Below are 17,413 nucleotides of genomic sequence, written 5' to 3'. Positions count from 1 at the left end.
ACTCGGTGAGCTTAAGGAGCTTGCCGGAGGCAAGTCCTTAGCCGATCTCGCGCATAGCCTACTCCTCGCTTGTGATCCTGATGCGCAGGCCGAGAAGGCTAAGACGCTTCATGGTATCGTCGGCGCGCCGACCGATGAACAGATCAAGGCTGCGGCCGAGCAGTTGGCGCACGCAGCGGTCACGCCGTTCCTCAAGGCGCAGTTCCGGCGCCGCATTCTCGAAATCCGGACGCAGAACGAGCAGACGATTGACCGGCACACGATCGACGACGTGCTCTATGCCGGTTTCGACGCCGCGGCGGTCGAAAAGGCCGCCTCCAAGGTGAAGGACTTTCGCGCCTGGATAGCGGATCACAAGGATGAACTGACAGCATTGCAAGTGCTCTACGCCGGTGCGCGCCCGCTGAAGCTATCGCTGAGGGAACTGCGGCAATTGCGCGACGCATATAGCGACCAGCCTGGCGATCGCGCCGGAGGACTTCGAGGTGGGCTGGTTCGGCCAGCATGGCAGCCTTGGCCGCGCGCACGCGCTGTTCGGCGACAAACTCAAGCCGCTAATGACCGAACTAAATGAAAGGCTGGCGGCGTGACTGAGAAGACAAAGGGCAACTTGCCCGCTCGCTGGGTCCACGCGACGATTGCTGAACTGTCTCTCCCGACCTTCACCAGAAATCCTCAAGTTTCGGGTCAGGGCAGCTTCGCCTATATCGATATCGAGGCCATCGATAACTTGCGACAACGCATTGAGCGGCCCAGGCGGCTACAGAATGGGGCTGCGCCTAGTCGGGCTCGAAATGTGGTCTTGCCGGGCGACGTGATAGTCTCACTCGTTCGCCCGTACTTGAAAAATATCGCTATTGTTCCGAGCGATCTTGTTGACGCGGTCGCTTCTACGGCTTTCTTTGTTTGTCGACCCGGAGCGGGAGTCGATAGCCGGTACATCTTCAATTATTTTCGGCAAGGCGCATTCATTTCATCAATCGTGACCTACGGGAATAGCCCGCCGTCGGCGCACGATGATGAATTCGCGCAACTCGTCTTGCCCTTGCCGCCGGCTAAAGAACAAGAGCGCATCGCCGATGCTCTCGATGAATTGTTGTCCGATCTCGATGCGGGGGCGGCGGCACTGGGGCGGGTGCGGGACAAGCTGAAGCTTTACCGCGCTGCGGTGCTCAAGGCGGCTGTGGAAGGTGCGCTCACCGCCGAATGGCGCAAGCAGCAGCATTCGCACACCGAGCCAGCCTCCGAATTGCTCGGCCGAATCCTCGCGGAACGCCGCCGGCGTTGGGAGGAGGAGCGGCTTCGCGAATTCAAGGAGAAGGGCCGCGAGCCGTCGAAGAATTGGAAGGCAAAATACAAAGAGCCTGTGGCGCCGGACACGGCCGACCTGCCACCGCTGCCGGAGGGGTGGTGTTGGGCTTCGATGGACCAACTCGCGTGGTCGGCGGGATATGGCACGTCCGAAAAATGCCGCGAGTCAAACACGGGCTTGGCGGTGCTGCGAATCCCGAACATCGTTAGCGGCTCCGTTGCCCTTGACGATCTCAAATTTGCACCACCCTCATATGTCGAGCGCGATGAGGATTTGGTTAGCATTGGCGACTTTCTGATCGTCCGTACGAACGGCAGTCGTAAGTTGATCGGGCGCGGGGCGGTCGTTCGCAGCGCTCCTGCCATTCCTCTTTCATTTGCCTCGTACCTGATCCGCCTTCGTTTAGTACCAGATCCTTCGCTTCTGGCTTGGTTAGCGCTTATCTGGGATAGCTCATTCATTCGTCGCTGGATCGAGACGCGGGCAGCAACGTCAGCGGGCCAGTACAACATCAGCCTAGGAGTTCTTGAGACCTTGGCAGTGCCGCTGCCGCCTGTCGTGGAGCAGCGAACGATTGCCGAATCGGCCGACGGCCAGCTTTCGGTCATCGACCACCTTGAATCCGACATCGATGCCAAACTGGCCAACGCTCAGGCCCTGCGCCAATCTGTCCTGCGCCATGCTTTCTGCGGCAAGCTGGTATCGCAGGACTCAAACGATGAGCCGGCCTCAGAACTCCTGAAACGCATCGCCGTGGAACGCGAGCAGCGTGCCCGCGAAGCCGCCGCCGCGAAGCGGTTGAACGGCCAAAGGCCGCGCCGCGCCGCGAAGGCCCGGGGCAAGGCCGCACGCGCCAAGTCCACAAAGAAAGAAAACTAGTATGGATGTATCGCAGATCGGTAAGCGCGCCTGGAACTATGCCGGCGTCCTGCGGGATGCCGGCTTATCGTCGTTTGAATATGTCGAGCAGCTTACGCTGCTCCTGTTCCTCAAGATGGCCGACCAGCTCACCGAAGAGCCGTACAACCGCACGCCGATCGTGCCGCCGGATCTCGGCTGGAAGGCTCTGTTGCCGCTCGACGGTGCGGCACTGGAGGATCAATACCGCACGAGTCTAGAAAAGCTCGGCGTGAAGCCCGGCATGCTTGGCGTCATCTTCAAGGGCGCGCGCTCCGAAATTCACAATCCGGCGTTGCTGAAGCAGATCGTCGTCAATCTGATCGACAAGGAAGACTGGCTCTCGCTGCCGGTGGACGTCAAGGGAACGATCTACGAAGAATTGCTGGCTCGCTCGGCGCAGGAATCTGCGCGAGGAGCGGGCCAGTATTTCACGACTCGGCCGGTCATCGAAGCGATCTGCGAGGCAATGCGGCCGACTCCGAGGGACACGATCTGCGATCCGGCCTCAGGCACAGGCGGTTTTCTATGCGCGGCCTACAATTACGTGCTCGAACGCCATCAAAGTGACCTCGACGCCGATGAGAAGCGCGCCCTGCGCGAAAGCCTGATCGAAGGAATGGAGCTTTCGACCAAGGTTGGCCGCATGTGCGCCATGAACCTTTACCTTCATGGCATCGGCAGCGAATCGACGGTTGTGATCCATACCGGCCATGACAGTTTACTTGCCCCTTGGGGCAAAGACTACTCGATGGTGCTGACCAACCCTCCGTTCGGGAAGAAGCAAAGCCTCTTGTTCGTCAACGAGGAGGGCGACACCGAGAAGGAGGATCAGATCGTTGTCCGCGAGGACTTCTGGACCTCGACCAGCAATAAGCAGCTCAATTTTGTTCAGCACATCTATTCGCTCTTAAAGATCGACGGTCGCGCCGCGGTGGTTGTGCCCGACAACGTGCTCTTCGAGGGGGGCGCCGGCGAGAAAGTGCGCCGAAACTTGCTCCAGAAGTGCCGCGTGCATACGCTGCTCCGCCTGCCGACCGGCATCTGGTACTCGCCTGGCGTCAAGGCCAACGTCATCTTCTTTGACAAGAAGGAAGGCCGCGCCGAAGCCTGGACGGACAAGCTCTGGGTCTATGATCTGCGCACAAACCATCATTTTACACTGAAGCAGAAGCCGATCCGGCGCAGCGATTTCGACGAGTTCATCGCCTGCTACAAGCCGGACCGCATGCACAAGCGCACCGAGACCTGGAGCGAAGCGAACCCGGAAGGCCGCTGGCGGTGCTTCGATTATGACGAGCTTCTCAGGCGCGATAAGCTCAGCCTCGACCTTTTCTGGATCAAGGACAAGAGCCTGACCGATATCGACGCATTGCCGGCGCCTGAAATCATTGCGGCGGAAATTGCCGACGATTTGGAGGCTGCATTGGAGCAGTTCACCAAGATTGCCGCGCGGCTTCGGCCAAGGGCGGAAGCTTAGAGCAGCCACAGACGGCATCCTTTAACTCACGTGCGGTTGCCGTCGCAGCTATTCGCGACGACGTATACTTCGTTGTCCGCTTCAGCGGCAGTTTCCTCAAGGAAATCGAGCGCGTCGCCCGCGATGGCCGGTATGTCGTGGTATTCCGGGCCGAGCATTGCCGCGGCTTCTTCTGCGACGGCACGAATGCCGATGTCGATATCGCGGCCTAGATCGCTAACCAGATCATCAAGGCCAAGCATCTCTTCAGACAGGCGCCGCCGTGTCCAGATCGCGGCGAGCGCGAGAGTGGTCAAGCGAGACGGCGTATCACGCTGCACCCACGACCTCTCATTTCTCTCTCGAACAGCCTTCCGAGATGTGAGTATGCCACTCAGCCGGTGTGAATGCGAAAGTGAACCAGCGGCGCAGCGCCGCGCGCCGGTTTCAACGCACTGGCGCTGGCAGCGGCCGACCTGATTGCCGTCGCCAGCAGACGATCGCGCTCCCGTTGCGAACCTGCGCCCATGATCACGTCGACTAGAACGCGCGCGTTACTCACTGGCGATGCCGCATGTTTCGTGCGCGTGATGTCCGAGCCGAACCTTGGACGTTTGGGAGTTATGGTGGGATCGGTGGTGGTCGTGCGGCCACGTGCGGCGCCGACCCTGGGATTCGCCTGGCCGGCGGCCTTGGCTGCGGCCGACCGCATGCGGCCTTGGCCGACGTCTGCGTGCGGTGTCGCGGGCTTGGNCGTCCAGATCAGCGGACGCCTGAGGCGTCGGCCCGCCGGCCGCCCGCTCGGCCGCCGCGTCCGCCGTCTTCGTCGGCGTAGGTCCTTTCTCTCCGGCGGTGCCCTGGGTCGATGCGTCAACACCCGAGCCACGATCTCGCCGGCCCGCGGTCTTCGGCGCCGGCCCCGGAGGGGGCGGCATGGCATTNNNNTTGACCGGTCCCAGCGTGCGGTGTCGCGGGCTTGCCGTCCAGATCAGCGGACGCCTGAGGCGTTGGTCCGCCGGCAGTCCGCTCGGCCGCCGCGCCCGCCGTCTTCGTCGGCGTAGGTCCTTTCTTTCCGGCGGTGGCCGCGGTCGATGCATCGACGTCGGCGCCCCGATCCCGCTGGTTCGCGGTCTTCGCCGTCGGTTTCGGTGCTTGCTCGTGCTTGCCGTCAGAGCCCGTCAGGCGCACGTGGGCCGCCGTCACGTCTACTACCGAGGGCCTAAGGACGTCGGCAGTCGGTGTAGGAACCTTAGGCTTGCCGGATGCAGACTGCGACGGCGATTTGGGAGTTACCGCGGAGTCCGCCGACCGGGGCTTTGCCGGCTGGCGGGCCGCTGAGACAGGCGAGACGTTGGAGTGGTGGTTGCTTCCATGGTGGTCCGCCGGGGGCATTGCGGCGGTATCGTATAGAAGTGAGTCCGTGGCGCATTGAGCGAGTCGCTTAGCCTCACTGATGTGACCGGCGAGTTGAAATTCACTCACCAACGCCTGCCAGCCACGATAGTGTGACACCCGCGCGATAACCCGTCGTGCCTGGCCGATCCAGACTGCCGATACTCCGTGAATAATGGTCGGCTCGTCGGCTGTTAGGCGCGATTGTTTATCGTGCGGATAAGGATGGTCGATCGTCCCCGAATTGGGCGCGTCCACCGCCTGGTGACCGAGCCGGTCCGCCGAAGCTGTTAATTTTTCTGGTCCGCTTGAGGAGGCCGTTGCGGACCGATTATCAGTCTCATCCGAGGTTAGTGGAGGCGTACCGAACTCGCGATCTCCGCCGGCCAAGCCGTCCTTTGATTGACGGTGAGCCGTTGAAATGCCGCCAGCCCTCTCTTTCGCATTCCTTGCCCTCCATTCATGAAAGCCACCGAGTGGCTGTACGAAGCGCAGTCCATGCGTTTGATGATAAAAGACTGCAAGTAGACGATCGTCCTCAATCAGTTTGTTCGTATCCGTCTCGACCGACCTCCACAGCGGGTAGGCGAACGTCGCAAATGCGTCGCGCCCTCTCTCATCCGGCTCACTCATCCACACGCGTTTCGAGCCGAACCGATCTTCCAAGAACTCGGCGATCAGAGGCCGGTTCGAATCCGGCACCTCCGAAGCGATCAGATGCGCGTGCAAATGAATGCGATTCCCCGGTTTGATCGGCAGCGGATGAAAGACGACCGCCACGGGCGAGAGTAACTGTCGTCGCTTCATTTCCTCGATTGCGCTTGCCACCAAACCCCGGAAGGTCTCGTGCGCCAGGCGATAGTTTCCGACCGGCACCGTGCCTTCCTCGACGAGTAAGACGCCATCGCGCCGCATATCCAACGGCGTGTTAAGCGTGATGGATGTTAGGGGCACTGTAATCGCACCGGCCGAGCACGCGTCTCTAAACGACTCGGTGTATGCCGCCGCCATCGACGCTGCTTTTGTCCGGAAAAAGCGTCCTCCTTTCAATTCGGGCCCGAGCGGAATGACCAAGCTTCCTTCCGAAGCCAGATCGATTCCGAGTGCTTGCGATCGCGACCGGTAAACGTCGCAACCCTGTCCTGCCAGCCGCGCGGCCGCCGCTTCATCATGCGCGCGACGTGCGTAGTCGGCCGCCGCATGGCGGTTTCCACGAAAGTATGGTGAGGCGTTTCGGGCCAATGGACTGTCTCCATCGGCCAAAATGTCCTCGTTTATGATTGGGTCAAGTTGCCTACGTATTCGCCAAAAAATTTATAGTATATAGTTCAAGGATTCGACGACAGATGCCTCGCGTTGCGCATGAATACCTGAATATCACTTCAAGAATTACTTTTATATATTAACCATATACAAGAAATCCAAGTTCTATTACTACTTGTAGAATTAGTATACGCTCAGTATTCATTTTGCTCCGGCCTGCCGCCGATGCTTTCCAAACCAGAGGGGGACCGCAGTGGCCTTCGCGCAAGTTCGCTATGGCCCGCAGGCCTGAACGATCGATTGGTTTGATCTCTCACTCAAACCCTTCAAGGATTCGACGACACCGCTCCGGTGCTCTCAAACTAATCTTCCAACGCCCCAAATGTCAGTCGCTGCCAACAGCCGCGGTATCGGGCTTTGTCCGAATTCTTCTTCGAGCACGGCCTTCGTGATGTCGAGTGGGAGCGCGGCGAGAAGAACCGCCAATGCTCCACCCCAGGCCAATGCGGGGTGAGCGAGTAGGTGCCGTCGCGCTTTCTGAACGCTGGCAACGCGGCGGCGTAGGTGATCCGTATCAGCTTGAAAGTCAGGCGCTCGGATCATCCGGCCGTGCGCCTGAGCCTCTGCACGTGCAAGGTCAATTGCCACCTCGCGCGCATGACTGACCTCGTTGTCAGCATCGGCGCATTGGGCTCGTAGAACGGCGGCCTTCGCCTTGGCTGTAGACACCTGAACTTCCCACGCCTTTCGGCGTCCATTGAATCGGGCACCTAGCCCCAACGGTGCTGACTCGCTCAGATCCGAAATTTTGCGCTCAGCGTGATCTAATCGCTTCTTGAGATGATCAGCAGCCTCAGCAAGACCCTTGGCTCGGGCCTGTGCGCTGAGAACTTGCGGCGAGGGTGGCGGCGGCCCAATCCGTTGGGTAATCCGCGTTTCTAAATTACGCTCTAATTCGGCGAGCGCTCGTTCGGCGCGTTCGGCAGGAGGTCTCGCAAGAAATGCTGCTTGCTTCTGCAGATGATCAGACCAGTGTAGATTGCGTCTTAGGATTTCCCCGAGACGGCGCGCGCCGCTGCGGGCACGTATCGCGCGATAGCGTCGATGCGCTGGTGCAGTACTTCCTGACTGCTCTGCTGGTCGCGGATAGCGCGCAGTATTGATTCCAGTAACGTCAGCACTGGCTCGTCCTGTGACCTGTCGGTCGGGTCTGCGCTGATTCGACCAATTTGATGCTTGATGTGCCTTATCTCGGTGTGCAGTAGCTCGAAATGGTCCTTTGCGCTGATAAGCCTCTGACTTGAGTTCTCCGACATCACTAGCTCCCTTCATGCGGGCATTCATGTCGATTCGTCGAACACGCGCCAATCTGTGCGCCGCTCCGACAAAGATGCCGTCGCTTGTTTCCACAACAAATGTGCCGGGTGTATTACCTGCGCGCATGCAAAGTTGGCTTGCGCTAAGTGCGGCTACAAATTCTGCATCCGTTGATGTTGCGTCCCATGCTGCGCGGACCGCTGCTCTAGCTGCCGGAATGTCAGCTCCGAGACGCTTTCCCATCTGATGTACATTTCTCGAAAACGCTTCGCGCGGTCGGCTCGAAAGTTCTGCTTCGCCCGCCCGCATCAGCGCCTCTGCCAGTTCAACCTCCCCGTCTGCTTCTAGTGCATTCAAAACCGCGGTTTGATGAGCGCAGACAACCAAAGGATGCCCGAGCCGATGTTCCGCTAATCTGGCAATCTTTTCGTTTCTTAAAAACGAGAATTTGGAGCTGAGGGTTCGTCCGGTGGAGGGGTCCTGTTCCGCAACGAGAGCGTGCCAGTGTGTTCCAAAAGCTGTCTCGACGGCGCGGGGTTTTGCATGTTCGACGATGGTCGCGTGGGCCGGATCGAAGCCAAATTCCCGCCCTAGCAGGCCTAGCACCCACACAGCGTCCGCCCGGCTTGTCTCGACCGCGGGTGAAATAATGAAGTGCCGGACGGCGAATTTGCGATCAAACGCGCGCGCGTCGGCGAAGGCACTCTCGATGTCCGCCACGGTCCCTTGAATTACGGCGACGGCATCATTTTCCTCACCGTGGAGCAGATGGGCGACGAGCGGGCCGACGGTCCGCGACGACGAAACTCGCTCGCCCTTGATGATCATGCTACCTTTCCGCGTATCGCCGCAGATAGTACGTCGGTGGTCATATGGACGCGCGCCAACGCAATACGGAGATCCTCGGACGCCGGCGGCGAATTGGTAGTGGCGATTCGGCGCAATTCTTCTACGAGAGCGTGCAGATCGCGACGGGCGAGGGCGAGGTCTGCCAAGCCTTCGGCCAGCCGTTGATGGCCTACTAAAGTGGCAACACGACAAGACGTGCGCACGAAATCCGAAAGGCCGATGCCGTGCCGGCCAGCATAGGCTGACCATTGGTGCTTGATCGGCTCAGCGACGCGAACTCGGATCAACGCATCGGCGCGCATGCAATGTCTCCATCGGGGTGCACGGGGCTCCGCCCCTGCCCAGCGGCTGCCGTCCGTGCAGGTGGTCACGGACGACATGGCTGGCGCGTATTTCTCTTAGACGTTTCCTTAGATGAATCGCCGCGGATGGCGATGCAAGACACGTGTGGGTACAAATCTGCATCTGTCGGCGATGCGGGCGCTGATTATCTAACTTTGAGGTGAAACAACTGAAAGTTACGAGGCTCCAGTCTAGGTTTGGCCCAAGATGACGCGAGGGTGATCGTCTCGTTCTGTTTCTTCCCCCGAGCTGTCAGAGCGCGAAGTGCGCACCACCGAAACGAGGCAAAATGGAAGCCTCGGCTAGGTAACCTGTGGTTGCGAATCGGGTTTTCATGTACAGGTCGTACGTTCCTTCCTAGGGGGCGGGATTGTCGAGTTTCGGATGGACCTATCTGTCGCGCAGTGCATTGCGCCGCGCCGAGCGGCAGCTTTCTGGCGCGGGCGAAGGCGTGCGGGACGAGATCGGCTTTCTGATCGTTCATCAGCGTTATGCGGATTATTTTTTCCCGGGCACGTCGGTGCTGCACACGCGGCTTCGCTATGCGCTCTTCGTGCCATGGATCTACCAGTCTCTGTCGGAGGAGGCGGTCACGGGCCGCGTTGCTGAACGGCTGGAGCGGCAGGAGGTGCGCCTGGCGGGGCGGCTCAAGCAGGCCAAGGAACGCGGTGTCATCGGTGGCCTGAACCACCCGCGCCCAACCACACAACCGCCCTCGGTGAGCTATTGGGCGGCGCTCGGCACGTGGGGAATTCTTCGTCAGCAGGATGGGCGCATGCCTTCGCGCGCGCTGCTTCATGCGATCCTGCAACGCAAACAGCGCAGTGCATTCGACGACGATGGTCAGGAGCTCCAGCGCGCCGAGTTGCCGTTCGCGGCGTTGCCGCCGCGTCCGGACGATTGGATCGGCTATGGGCCTTTGAACTTTGATCTCGCGCCGCGCGAAGCGGAATTCTTACACCGTCAGTTCGTCGATCTTCGTCCCGCGGTGCGGCCGACGCATCTTAGCGTGCTAGCGCGGCTCGCGTCGGGCCGGAAGGTAAATGCGGACACATGTTATGCGCCCGGTATCGCCGAGCTTGCCAGAGACGATGCCGCCAAGTTGCGTCGCGCGGGTCATGCCGCCGCGCTAGCTGCCGTGGGTCGCGGAGTCTATGCCGCGCTTGTCGAGACGCTGCGCGAAGAGGAAGACGGCCAGCCGACCTCCAATATCCACCGCACGCATTTGCCGAAAGTTCTTGAACAATACGGCATCGATGCGGGCCGGCTAAGCCTGCCGGAACTGATTGAAGACGTAGGCACTCTTCCGCCTGCCGTGACAGAGGCCCTCGACAGCACGCTGCAATGGCTGAATGAGGGGGCGCGAAATGTCATGGCGCTGCGTGATGTGTACGAGCGGGCCGAATGCGCCCGCAAGACGCAACGGGCGCGCTTGTCGCGCGTCACGGGAGCCAGCCGACGCCTTGATTGGAATAACGAAGAACACACGGCGGCCGAGCCCCTGCATTATCGGTGGAACGTGGTGCGTAGCCTCCTCGGCGACTTATGGGCGGCGGCATGAGCGGAGCGTGGCCGAGCCAAGCTTATCTTGAGGCGCTCCGCCCGGGACCGGGCGAAGTAGTGACCGGCGCCATTCTTGCGAGCTATTCGGCGGACCTAGTTTCGATTGTCTCGGCTCTTCTGGCGCTCGCGGGCCGCGACAACGATGAGGGAAGCGGCGGCAAGGCGGACTTGGCGGAAGCGGTCGAGTTGTTGCGCGGCAAAGTGCGCATTCTTATCCAGCGGGGACGCCTCGCGCGGCCCAAGCGCATCCCGGGCCTGGCTGCAGTTCTCGATCAGTTTATCCGTGAGGTTGATTTCGATGAGAATGAGCGAAGCTGGCATCCGAAGATCGCGCTGGTGCGATGCTCAAACGGCGAGGCGGGCGATCAATGGCGGCTCTGGCTCGGAAGCCGCAACCTGACATCGGCGATAAATCGCGAATTCGGCCTGCTCCTGACTAGCAATGATGATCCAAAATCAGACGCCATGCCCGTGGCGGGAATGGGGGAGGTGGCCGCACGCCTTGCGGAGCATGCCAAGCTTGACGGGTTCCGGGCTCCCAAACTGAAGATCGCATTGGACAAGGTGTGCTGGGATCAGCCGGACAAGCTCCGCGTTGAGCGCATTACACTCACCAAAAGCAGTGATGCTGTATTCCCGAAGATCGAACAAGCAGATGAGGTGATCGCCGTCAGTCCCTTTCTCGATGGGACCATTGTGAAGACAATTGCAGGTTGGGGCGGGCCCAAAACCAAGCGGACGCTGCTCACGACTCGCGCGGAACTAGCCAAGCTCGCGGGTCAAGCCGCTAGGCCGCTGGCAGGATTTGGGGACCGCATCTTTGTTCAGGAATCCCCACCGCAGGAAGAGGTCGAGCCGTCCACATCAGAGAACGACAACGCGCATGTGGCTGAGGACGAGTCCGAACAGCTTGTGATAGGGCTGCACGCCAAGATCCTCGCGGTACGCAAAGGCAAGGCCTTGCGTCTTTGGGTCGGTAGCGCGAACGCCACGCAGCGCGCGTGGACGGGCGCGAACGCAGAGGTGATCGCGGAAGTCTCGGCGCCCGCGCACCTGCTGGAGGGTTTGCAAGCGTTGCTGCTTGAGGCGCGTCCGGTGTCGGCGACTGAACTTGAGAAGCTGAAACCCCCTGAAGAGAACACCGCAACCGAGCGATTGGAGAGGGCCCGCAAGCGCTTTGTGGCTGCTTGGAGCGGCGGCTTAAGCCGCGAGAGCAATCAGTTTGTCATTAAAGCTGACAAGCCGCCGCATCCAGCAGATGAGGAGGTTTCTGTCGAAGCGGGTTTGGCGACTGCGAACCTCACCATTTGGCCCCGTGGTCACGCGTCTTTGCCGCTAGGGACCTTTCCGGCAAGCCTCCATACGCAGCTCGTGCAATTCCGCCTCGCGCTGGGCGAATTGTCATGTAGTTGGCTTCAATGCGTGGATGTTACGCCGCCGCTTGATGCCGAGCGGGACCGTCACGCAATCGCGCGTCATCTCGGCATGAATGCGTTTCTCGCCTGGATCGCGGCGCTGCTTGGCGCGGATTACAGCTTCAGAGAAGCGGGGGAGCCTTGGGACAAGGCCGGGCCTGGTTCCGGCTTGCAGGCGAGCCCTTTTGATCCGGGCATTCTTACCCTTGATGCGATGCTGGCATGCTGGGCGCGGGACCGCGCGAGTTTCAAGCGTGCGGGCGCACGCATCGACACCTATCTCGGGCCGATCCTTGCCGAGGCGGAGGCGCTGCCACCCGGTGAGGCGGATCGCTTGCGCGAATTTCGATCCGTCTGGGCCGTGGTTAGCGGCGAGTTGCTCAAAGAACGCTGATGCCCGACCCCAAGCCATTCCAGAGTGCCGCGGTTGAGGCTGCCTGTGAGGCGCTCAGCAATAAGAAGGGTTCGCGCCGTTTTCTCATCGCGGACGAGGTCGGCCTTGGAAAGACCGTTGTCGCACAGCAAATCATCGAAAAGCTTGCAAGGCGGGAGCGCCGGACGCCATTCGTCGTCTATTACATCACGAATGGGCAACGCGTGGCGCATCAGAACCGGGATCGGCTCGTCGATTTTCTGAGCGAAGAAGAACAGAGGGGTGCGGTAGCGCGCGCGGACCGCCTGAACCTTATTCCACTGTTGGCTAAACCCAAGACGCGCGTCGCGTTATACGCGCTCACGCCCGGTACGTCGTTTCCTGGCAAGACCACGCGATTGCATGCGGGACGCAAGGAAGAGCGGGCGTTCCTCTCGGCTCTCCTGACACGGACCTATCCGCATCTGATGCGCAAATTCCCCGAGAAGACGATGCAATGCAACGTCACCTCGGATTGGGATGAGCTTGTACGAAGAAATCGTGGGCCGGTTTCGAAATTGCCTCGCAAATTCATCTACGCTTTCAAAGCGGCACTGATGAAAGAGTTCAACGGCGATCCCAAGACGCAAGTGCCGGAGGCGGCAAAGGGGGCGCGTGGCCGATTCGTCGGGCGCCTGCGCCGCGCGCTTGCCTATACGGTTCTCACGGCGCAACCGCCGGACTTAGTGATACTGGATGAGTTTCAGCGCTACCGCGATCTGCTTGCCAAGGCGAACCGGTCCGATCCGCTGATCGGCGCGCTCTTCGACCCGGCAAAGTCGCCGCCGGGCCTACTTCTGCTGTCCGCGACGCCCTATAAGCTTTTTGCAACTCGACTCGAAGAGAATAGAGGCGCGGAAGCCAACCGCGAGTTCTTTGATCTGCTGGAATTCTTGGGCGGCGCATCTGGCGCGGCGCTGCAGGCCGAAGCTAAAGAAACGTTCGCGAAGTTTGGCGATACGATTCTCTCCGTTGCACGCACAGCGCCGGGCTCGCCGGAATCTGACCGATTTGTGCAGGAGGCGCACTCCTTGCGTAATCAACTGCAACGCATGCTCGCCCCCTGTGTCTCGCGGATGGAGCGGGAGCCGATCTCCGATGACAGCGCGCATACGACTCCACTGGAGGCAGTGATCGAAGGCGCCGATATTCGCGCGTTTCGGCATCTGGCCGCATCCTTCAAGCCCGAGCAGGTTTGGGCCGCGCTTCCTTATTGGCTGTCTGTGCCGCTACCGGCTCAGGCGCTGGGAACGCGCTATCAGGCATGGCGTGAAGGAACGATTCAAAGAGACCGCGCGCTCACCAAGCTGAGCGTGGACGGGCGCAAAAATTACTCGCTCCCGCGAAGCTGGCCAAGTCCTAAGCTGCGTGCACTCGAAAAGGTAACGCAGACGGAGGCGCTCGCGCTTCCCTGGGTCCGGCCTTCGGTTCCCTGGTGGCCGATTGGTGGTGCCTGGGCGCGCGCGGGGCATGAGTCAAAGCTGCTTGTCTTCAGCCGGTTCAAGGCGACGCCGCAAAGCGTTGCGGCATTGACCAGCCTTCGCGTTGAAGCGGGCCTGCTCGCCCGAAGCGGGGGTTATGACCGGGTTTGGAAGCGCCGCCGCCTTCAAGCCGGGCCCGCCCGTTTGCCGACCGTAGCGCTATTCCACCCGTCGCCGTTCCTGATCCGCACGACCGACCCTCTCATAGCAGGGCTGAAAGGAGGGATTCCGCGCGATGTAGTCCGCAAGCAGCTCGTACAAGCGCTCAAAGCGCTGAACGTTGAAGTGGTGCGCAAACCAGGCAAGAACAGCGAACGTCGCAAGCGGCTCTGGATGCTGGTTTCGGCGCTTGAGCGCAAGGCAGGAGATTTTGAGCTAATCAAGAATGCATGGGACGCGGTGGCGCACGGCGACCAGCGGCTCGAAGTCCTCCTCGGTGATTGGCATGACAAGCATGAGGTCGACTGGATCAGCCGCACGGAACTTGAGGACCTCGTGACAGCCGCGCTGGCTTCGCCCGGCGTGATCCTCGGCCGCGCGCTTTGGAGGCATCATAAGGAGGTTCTGGCTGGCGAAGCATTTCAGGAACTGGTCAGGCTCTCATGGCAGGGGCTCCGCCTTTATCTTGATAAGCCCGTGTTCTGGGCACTGATGCCGAAGGGCAAACCGGTCAAGGTCCTTCACCGCGCCTGCCTTGAAGGCAATCTTGAAGCGGTTCTCGACGAGCATTTCTGGATGCGGCGGCAGAGCCTGCCAACTCGCGAGCGCGGGCTTGTGAAAGACCTTCATGAAGCCTTGAACGTTTCGGTCGGGTCTTTTTTGTTTCACAGCGTTCATCCCTCAGGAGAGCCGCGCATCCGCGTGCGCTGCCATGCGGCGGTGCCTTTCGGTGCGACCGAGGATGACGAGCGGACACCAAGCGGCACAGACGGCGCGATGCCACCTCGTTCGGATGAAATCCGTAATGCGTTCAATTCACCGTTCTGGCCTCATGTTCTCGCAACAACGTCGGTCGGCCAGGAGGGGCTCGACTTTCACACTTGGTGCAGCCGGATTCTTCATTGGGATCTTTGCTCCGGCCCGCTGGAGCTTGAGCAGCGTGAGGGACGCATACAGCGCTACGCTGGACTTGCCGTGCGACGGCGACTTGCAAAGCTATTGCAGGACGAAATCGGAATCGATGCCGCCGGGAGCGGCTCGCTATGGAGCGCCATGGAAAATGCGGCGAACGCTCGCTTTCGGGATGATTCGGGCCTTTCGCCGTGGTGGGTTCTGAAAGGGGCTCATGTCGAGCGCTTTGTGTTTAGCCTACCTCAAAGCCGTGATCTCGAAAAGTTTAAACGTCTGAAAGAGCAACGCCTCATCTACAGGCTTACACTTGGCCAGCCAAACCAAGAAGACTTGCTTGAATTCCTTTCTAGCGGCGGCTCCAGGGTCACGGAGCTCCTGAAGCCGCTGGCACTTGATCTCTCGGCCTTTGCTCGCTCGCAGAAGGGAGGGACCTTCGTTCAGCACGGTTAGCCGAAATTCGCCGCACCTCATGCCTGCGTGGCCCTTCACGCGAAATGAGAATTTTATCTGCATAGTATCACCTTTGAAATAGGTTGCCCAACGGATAAGCTCCGCAAGTTCTCGACAAGCGGTCCATAACGGTCACGGCTTCGGGCCGAAGGAATGTGATGCAGAGGCCGCGCGGGTTGCGCGTCGAACAAAGGGGTGGGGCCCTTCAATGAGTGACGATGCAGACCTCCCGCCAAGCCCTCGCGCAGAAGAACCTCCGGTTCTGCGCGGTGAAGAAATCCCGGCGCCCCCTCGCATTGAGCGCATCACTTTATCGCGCCGCAAGGTCATTGGAGCAACCTGGCGAGGCAAGGAGATCAATGATCTAAATGCTCTAAAGACTGTTTTCGAGAACTGCGATTTTCGCTATTCGAATTTCAAGCGCGGGTATTTTCGCGATGCACGCTTCGTTAATTGCATGTTCGATGGCGTTCGCTTCGACGACTGTAATTTCAAAAGTGCTAATTTTTATGGATGTGAATTGCAATACGCGCATTTTCACAAAAGCGTCGTCGAGGTGAGGGAGATCGTCGCCTCTCTCCCAGCTGCGCCTAATATTCGACGGGAGAGCCTTCAAAATTTAAAAGCCAACGCAATCGAGGTCGGTGACCACGACAGTATCGGATATCTGGTCTTGCAAGAGATCAGCGCGACTGAACGCCATTATTCCTACGCGATGTGCGCCTTCGATACGTACTATCGCAATAAGTATTCAACTTTATGGGCAAAGGTCGAGGCGGGCATGAAGCTGCTCGGCCTTAAGATCAGCGGCTTAGTCTGGGGGCATGGTGAAAAGCCTTGGCGCCTGCTCATCAGTTGCCTCACGATCCTCGTACTCCTTGGGTTTGTCAATTTTTGGAGCGTCATGCCGCGCATCGGTTGGAATGATACACATCGCGGCGTCGATGTAATCGTTTACGTCTTCCGGCGGTTCCTCGATGTATCGCCCGACGGAACTTTTAAGGGATTCGAGTTCGTTGATGTTGTCGCGGTCATTATGAGGTATGTCTATATTGGTCTATTTATTTCGATTCTCTACAAATCGATTTCACATCGATGAGCTCGGGTAGGCTCATCGCCGCGTATATATTTGGCTCTGTCGGGCGAGGACATGCCGATATCCTGAGCGACCTTGATATCCTCGCTGTTGTTAAAAACAACAGGGGCAAGGTGGATGAAAGTGAGGTGCTAAGATTTGTGCCGCAACAGTATTCTCATCTAAAGCCTTCTATTTCTTGGTATGGTGCTCTGCGTGTCGCTGAAATGTTTCGCAATGGCGAGCTTTTTTCTTGGCATTTATACCGAGAGACCCTGCCGTTGTTCGATCCAACGCGCTTCCTGCCGTCTTTGGGTGAACCGGCGGTTTATAAGGATTGTCTCCAGGATGTCCGCTCGTTTCGCGCTATTCTCTCCAGCATACCTGCGCAGGTGCAGCGCAGCGCCATGAATGCGGCCTATGAGGCCGGTTTGGTATATGTGTGCCTGCGCAACATCGCTATGGCCGCCTCATGGCGGCTTTGTGATCGTCCTGATTTTTCTAGGTATTCGGTATTTCATCTGCGAAGCATTCGGCCTTGCCCGGTCTCAGTTGAAGAGTTTGACGCGGCGATGCACTGTAGGATGGCGAGCCAACGAGGACATCAGCCTCCCGCGATTGTTACGGCAGCCTTCATAGTCAACGTGTTCGCTAGGCTTGATCCTTGGTTGGATGAGCTGGAATGTTTACTTAGGAGGGAAGTGAATGGACGGCCGAACACGACGCACGCGCTTTGAGAAACGAGTGGATCTTGAGCGCGAGTTCCTAACGCACATCAACGAAGCATTTGGAGAAGTCGCGCCACTCGCTGGCATGACCGCAGCCGCGATCGATGCCTGGCAAACTCGTGCAAGCTCGTGCGTAGGCCACGAGGTAGTGGAGCCGATCCGAGACCTGCTTTTTGAGATTTCCATCCGTGCCGAATTGATCGCTGATCACAGCCGTGATGTCTTCCATCGTGATGGTAAATGGGGTCCAGAGTCTATCGACGATCTTCGCGCATTGCTCGCAAAGGCTCTAGAACGTGCAAGCGCGGCTGAGGCCCGACGGAGGGGGCTGGTCGCTCGTGCTTGAACAAAAGGTTCATATTCCGACCGGAACTGAAGTTAATAGTT

13 protein-coding genes are annotated in these 17,413 nt (G+C 59.5%); 9 read left to right on the top strand and 4 right to left on the bottom strand.

Annotation, left to right across the window (positions count from 1 at the left end; all coding sequences use genetic code 11):
- The first annotated feature begins 485 nt into the window (after nt 1-485).
- The 3 genes from ASD45_RS24025 to ASD45_RS15025 are packed head-to-tail and all read left to right on the top strand — an operon-like array spanning nt 486 to nt 3,689.
- Nucleotides 486-590 carry a hypothetical protein gene (locus tag ASD45_RS24025; RefSeq protein ID WP_244485383.1) on the top strand — a complete coding sequence of 35 codons (105 nt, stop codon included), beginning with the start codon at nt 486-488 and terminating at the stop codon, nt 588-590.
- A complete protein-coding gene (locus tag ASD45_RS15030; RefSeq protein WP_056912224.1) occupies nt 587-2,191 on the top strand; it encodes a restriction endonuclease subunit S in 1,605 nt (534 codons plus the stop codon). The genes ASD45_RS24025 and ASD45_RS15030 overlap by 4 nt, the downstream gene beginning before the upstream one ends.
- Before the next feature lies 1 nt (nt 2,192).
- Nucleotides 2,193-3,689, top strand: a complete 1,497-nt coding sequence (locus ASD45_RS15025) for a class I SAM-dependent DNA methyltransferase (protein ID WP_056912223.1) — start codon at nt 2,193-2,195, stop codon at nt 3,687-3,689.
- 26 nt (nt 3,690-3,715) lie between these two features.
- On the opposite strand, the gene ASD45_RS15020 is transcribed toward ASD45_RS15025, so the two are convergent.
- The 4 genes from ASD45_RS15020 to ASD45_RS23570 all read right to left on the bottom strand — a co-directional run bounded on the left by ASD45_RS15020 (nt 3,716) and on the right by ASD45_RS23570 (nt 8,791).
- Entirely contained in the window at nt 3,716-4,009 is a 294-nt protein-coding gene (locus ASD45_RS15020; protein ID WP_156380876.1) for a hypothetical protein, read from the bottom strand.
- 604 nt (nt 4,010-4,613) lie between these two features.
- Nucleotides 4,614-6,134 (bottom strand): hypothetical protein (locus tag ASD45_RS15010; RefSeq protein WP_210168894.1); only part of this gene is annotated, 1,521 nt, incomplete at its 3' end.
- 546 nt (nt 6,135-6,680) lie between these two features.
- Entirely contained in the window at nt 6,681-8,468 is a 1,788-nt protein-coding gene (locus tag ASD45_RS23575; RefSeq protein WP_156380874.1) for a hypothetical protein, read from the bottom strand.
- Complete coding sequence (locus tag ASD45_RS23570) at nt 8,465-8,791, bottom strand: hypothetical protein (protein WP_156380873.1); 327 nt, start codon at nt 8,789-8,791, stop codon at nt 8,465-8,467. Before ASD45_RS23570 ends, ASD45_RS23575 begins: the two co-directional genes overlap by 4 nt.
- 410 nt (nt 8,792-9,201) lie before the next feature.
- Between ASD45_RS23570 and ASD45_RS14995 the strand changes: the two genes are divergently transcribed.
- The 6 genes from ASD45_RS14995 to ASD45_RS23560 all read left to right on the top strand — a co-directional run bounded on the left by ASD45_RS14995 (nt 9,202) and on the right by ASD45_RS23560 (nt 17,372).
- Nucleotides 9,202-10,392 carry a DUF6361 family protein gene (locus ASD45_RS14995; protein ID WP_156380872.1) on the top strand — a complete coding sequence of 397 codons (1,191 nt, stop codon included), beginning with the start codon at nt 9,202-9,204 and terminating at the stop codon, nt 10,390-10,392.
- A gap of 59 nt (nt 10,393-10,451) precedes the next feature.
- The gene (locus tag ASD45_RS14990) at nt 10,452-12,203 is read left to right on the top strand and encodes a hypothetical protein (RefSeq protein WP_156380871.1); all 1,752 of its coding nucleotides are present in this window, start codon (nt 10,452-10,454) and stop codon (nt 12,201-12,203) included.
- Nucleotides 12,203-15,223: a DEAD/DEAH box helicase family protein gene (locus tag ASD45_RS14985; protein ID WP_056912215.1), complete on the top strand. Its 3,021-nt coding sequence runs from the start codon at nt 12,203-12,205 to the stop codon at nt 15,221-15,223. The genes ASD45_RS14990 and ASD45_RS14985 overlap by 1 nt, the downstream gene beginning before the upstream one ends.
- Nucleotides 15,224-15,431: 208 nt before the next feature.
- Nucleotides 15,432-16,322, top strand: coding sequence for a pentapeptide repeat-containing protein (locus tag ASD45_RS14980; RefSeq protein ID WP_082540859.1), 891 nt, complete (start codon nt 15,432-15,434; stop codon nt 16,320-16,322).
- A complete protein-coding gene (locus tag ASD45_RS23565; protein WP_156380870.1) occupies nt 16,319-17,035 on the top strand; it encodes a nucleotidyltransferase domain-containing protein in 717 nt (238 codons plus the stop codon). Before ASD45_RS14980 ends, ASD45_RS23565 begins: the two co-directional genes overlap by 4 nt.
- On the top strand, nt 17,004-17,372 hold the full coding sequence (locus tag ASD45_RS23560) for a hypothetical protein (protein WP_156380869.1): 369 nt from the start codon (nt 17,004-17,006) through the stop codon (nt 17,370-17,372). Before ASD45_RS23565 ends, ASD45_RS23560 begins: the two co-directional genes overlap by 32 nt.
- Nucleotides 17,373-17,413 lie beyond the last annotated feature (41 nt).

The organism is Pseudolabrys sp. Root1462 (assembly GCF_001426945.1).
Lineage (GTDB): Bacteria > Pseudomonadota > Alphaproteobacteria > Rhizobiales > Xanthobacteraceae > Pseudolabrys.
Note: the sequence above shows the minus strand (reverse complement) of the source record. Positions and strands in the feature narration are given on the sequence as shown.

Bases quoted from the DNA above. Each gene is read 5' to 3' on its own strand.
- ASD45_RS15025 (WP_056912223.1), top strand. From the start codon at position 2,193: ATGGATGTATCGCAGATCGGTAAGCGCGCCTGGAACTATGCCGGCGTC.
- ASD45_RS23575 (WP_156380874.1), bottom strand. From the start codon at position 8,468: ATGATCATCAAGGGCGAGCGAGTTTCGTCGTCGCGGACCGTCGGCCCG.
- ASD45_RS23570 (WP_156380873.1), bottom strand. From the start codon at position 8,791: ATGCGCGCCGATGCGTTGATCCGAGTTCGCGTCGCTGAGCCGATCAAG.
- ASD45_RS14985 (WP_056912215.1), top strand. From the start codon at position 12,203: ATGCCCGACCCCAAGCCATTCCAGAGTGCCGCGGTTGAGGCTGCCTGT.
- ASD45_RS14980 (WP_082540859.1), top strand. From the start codon at position 15,432: ATGAGTGACGATGCAGACCTCCCGCCAAGCCCTCGCGCAGAAGAACCT.
- ASD45_RS23565 (WP_156380870.1), top strand. From the start codon at position 16,319: ATGAGCTCGGGTAGGCTCATCGCCGCGTATATATTTGGCTCTGTCGGG.
- ASD45_RS23560 (WP_156380869.1), top strand. From the start codon at position 17,004: ATGGACGGCCGAACACGACGCACGCGCTTTGAGAAACGAGTGGATCTT.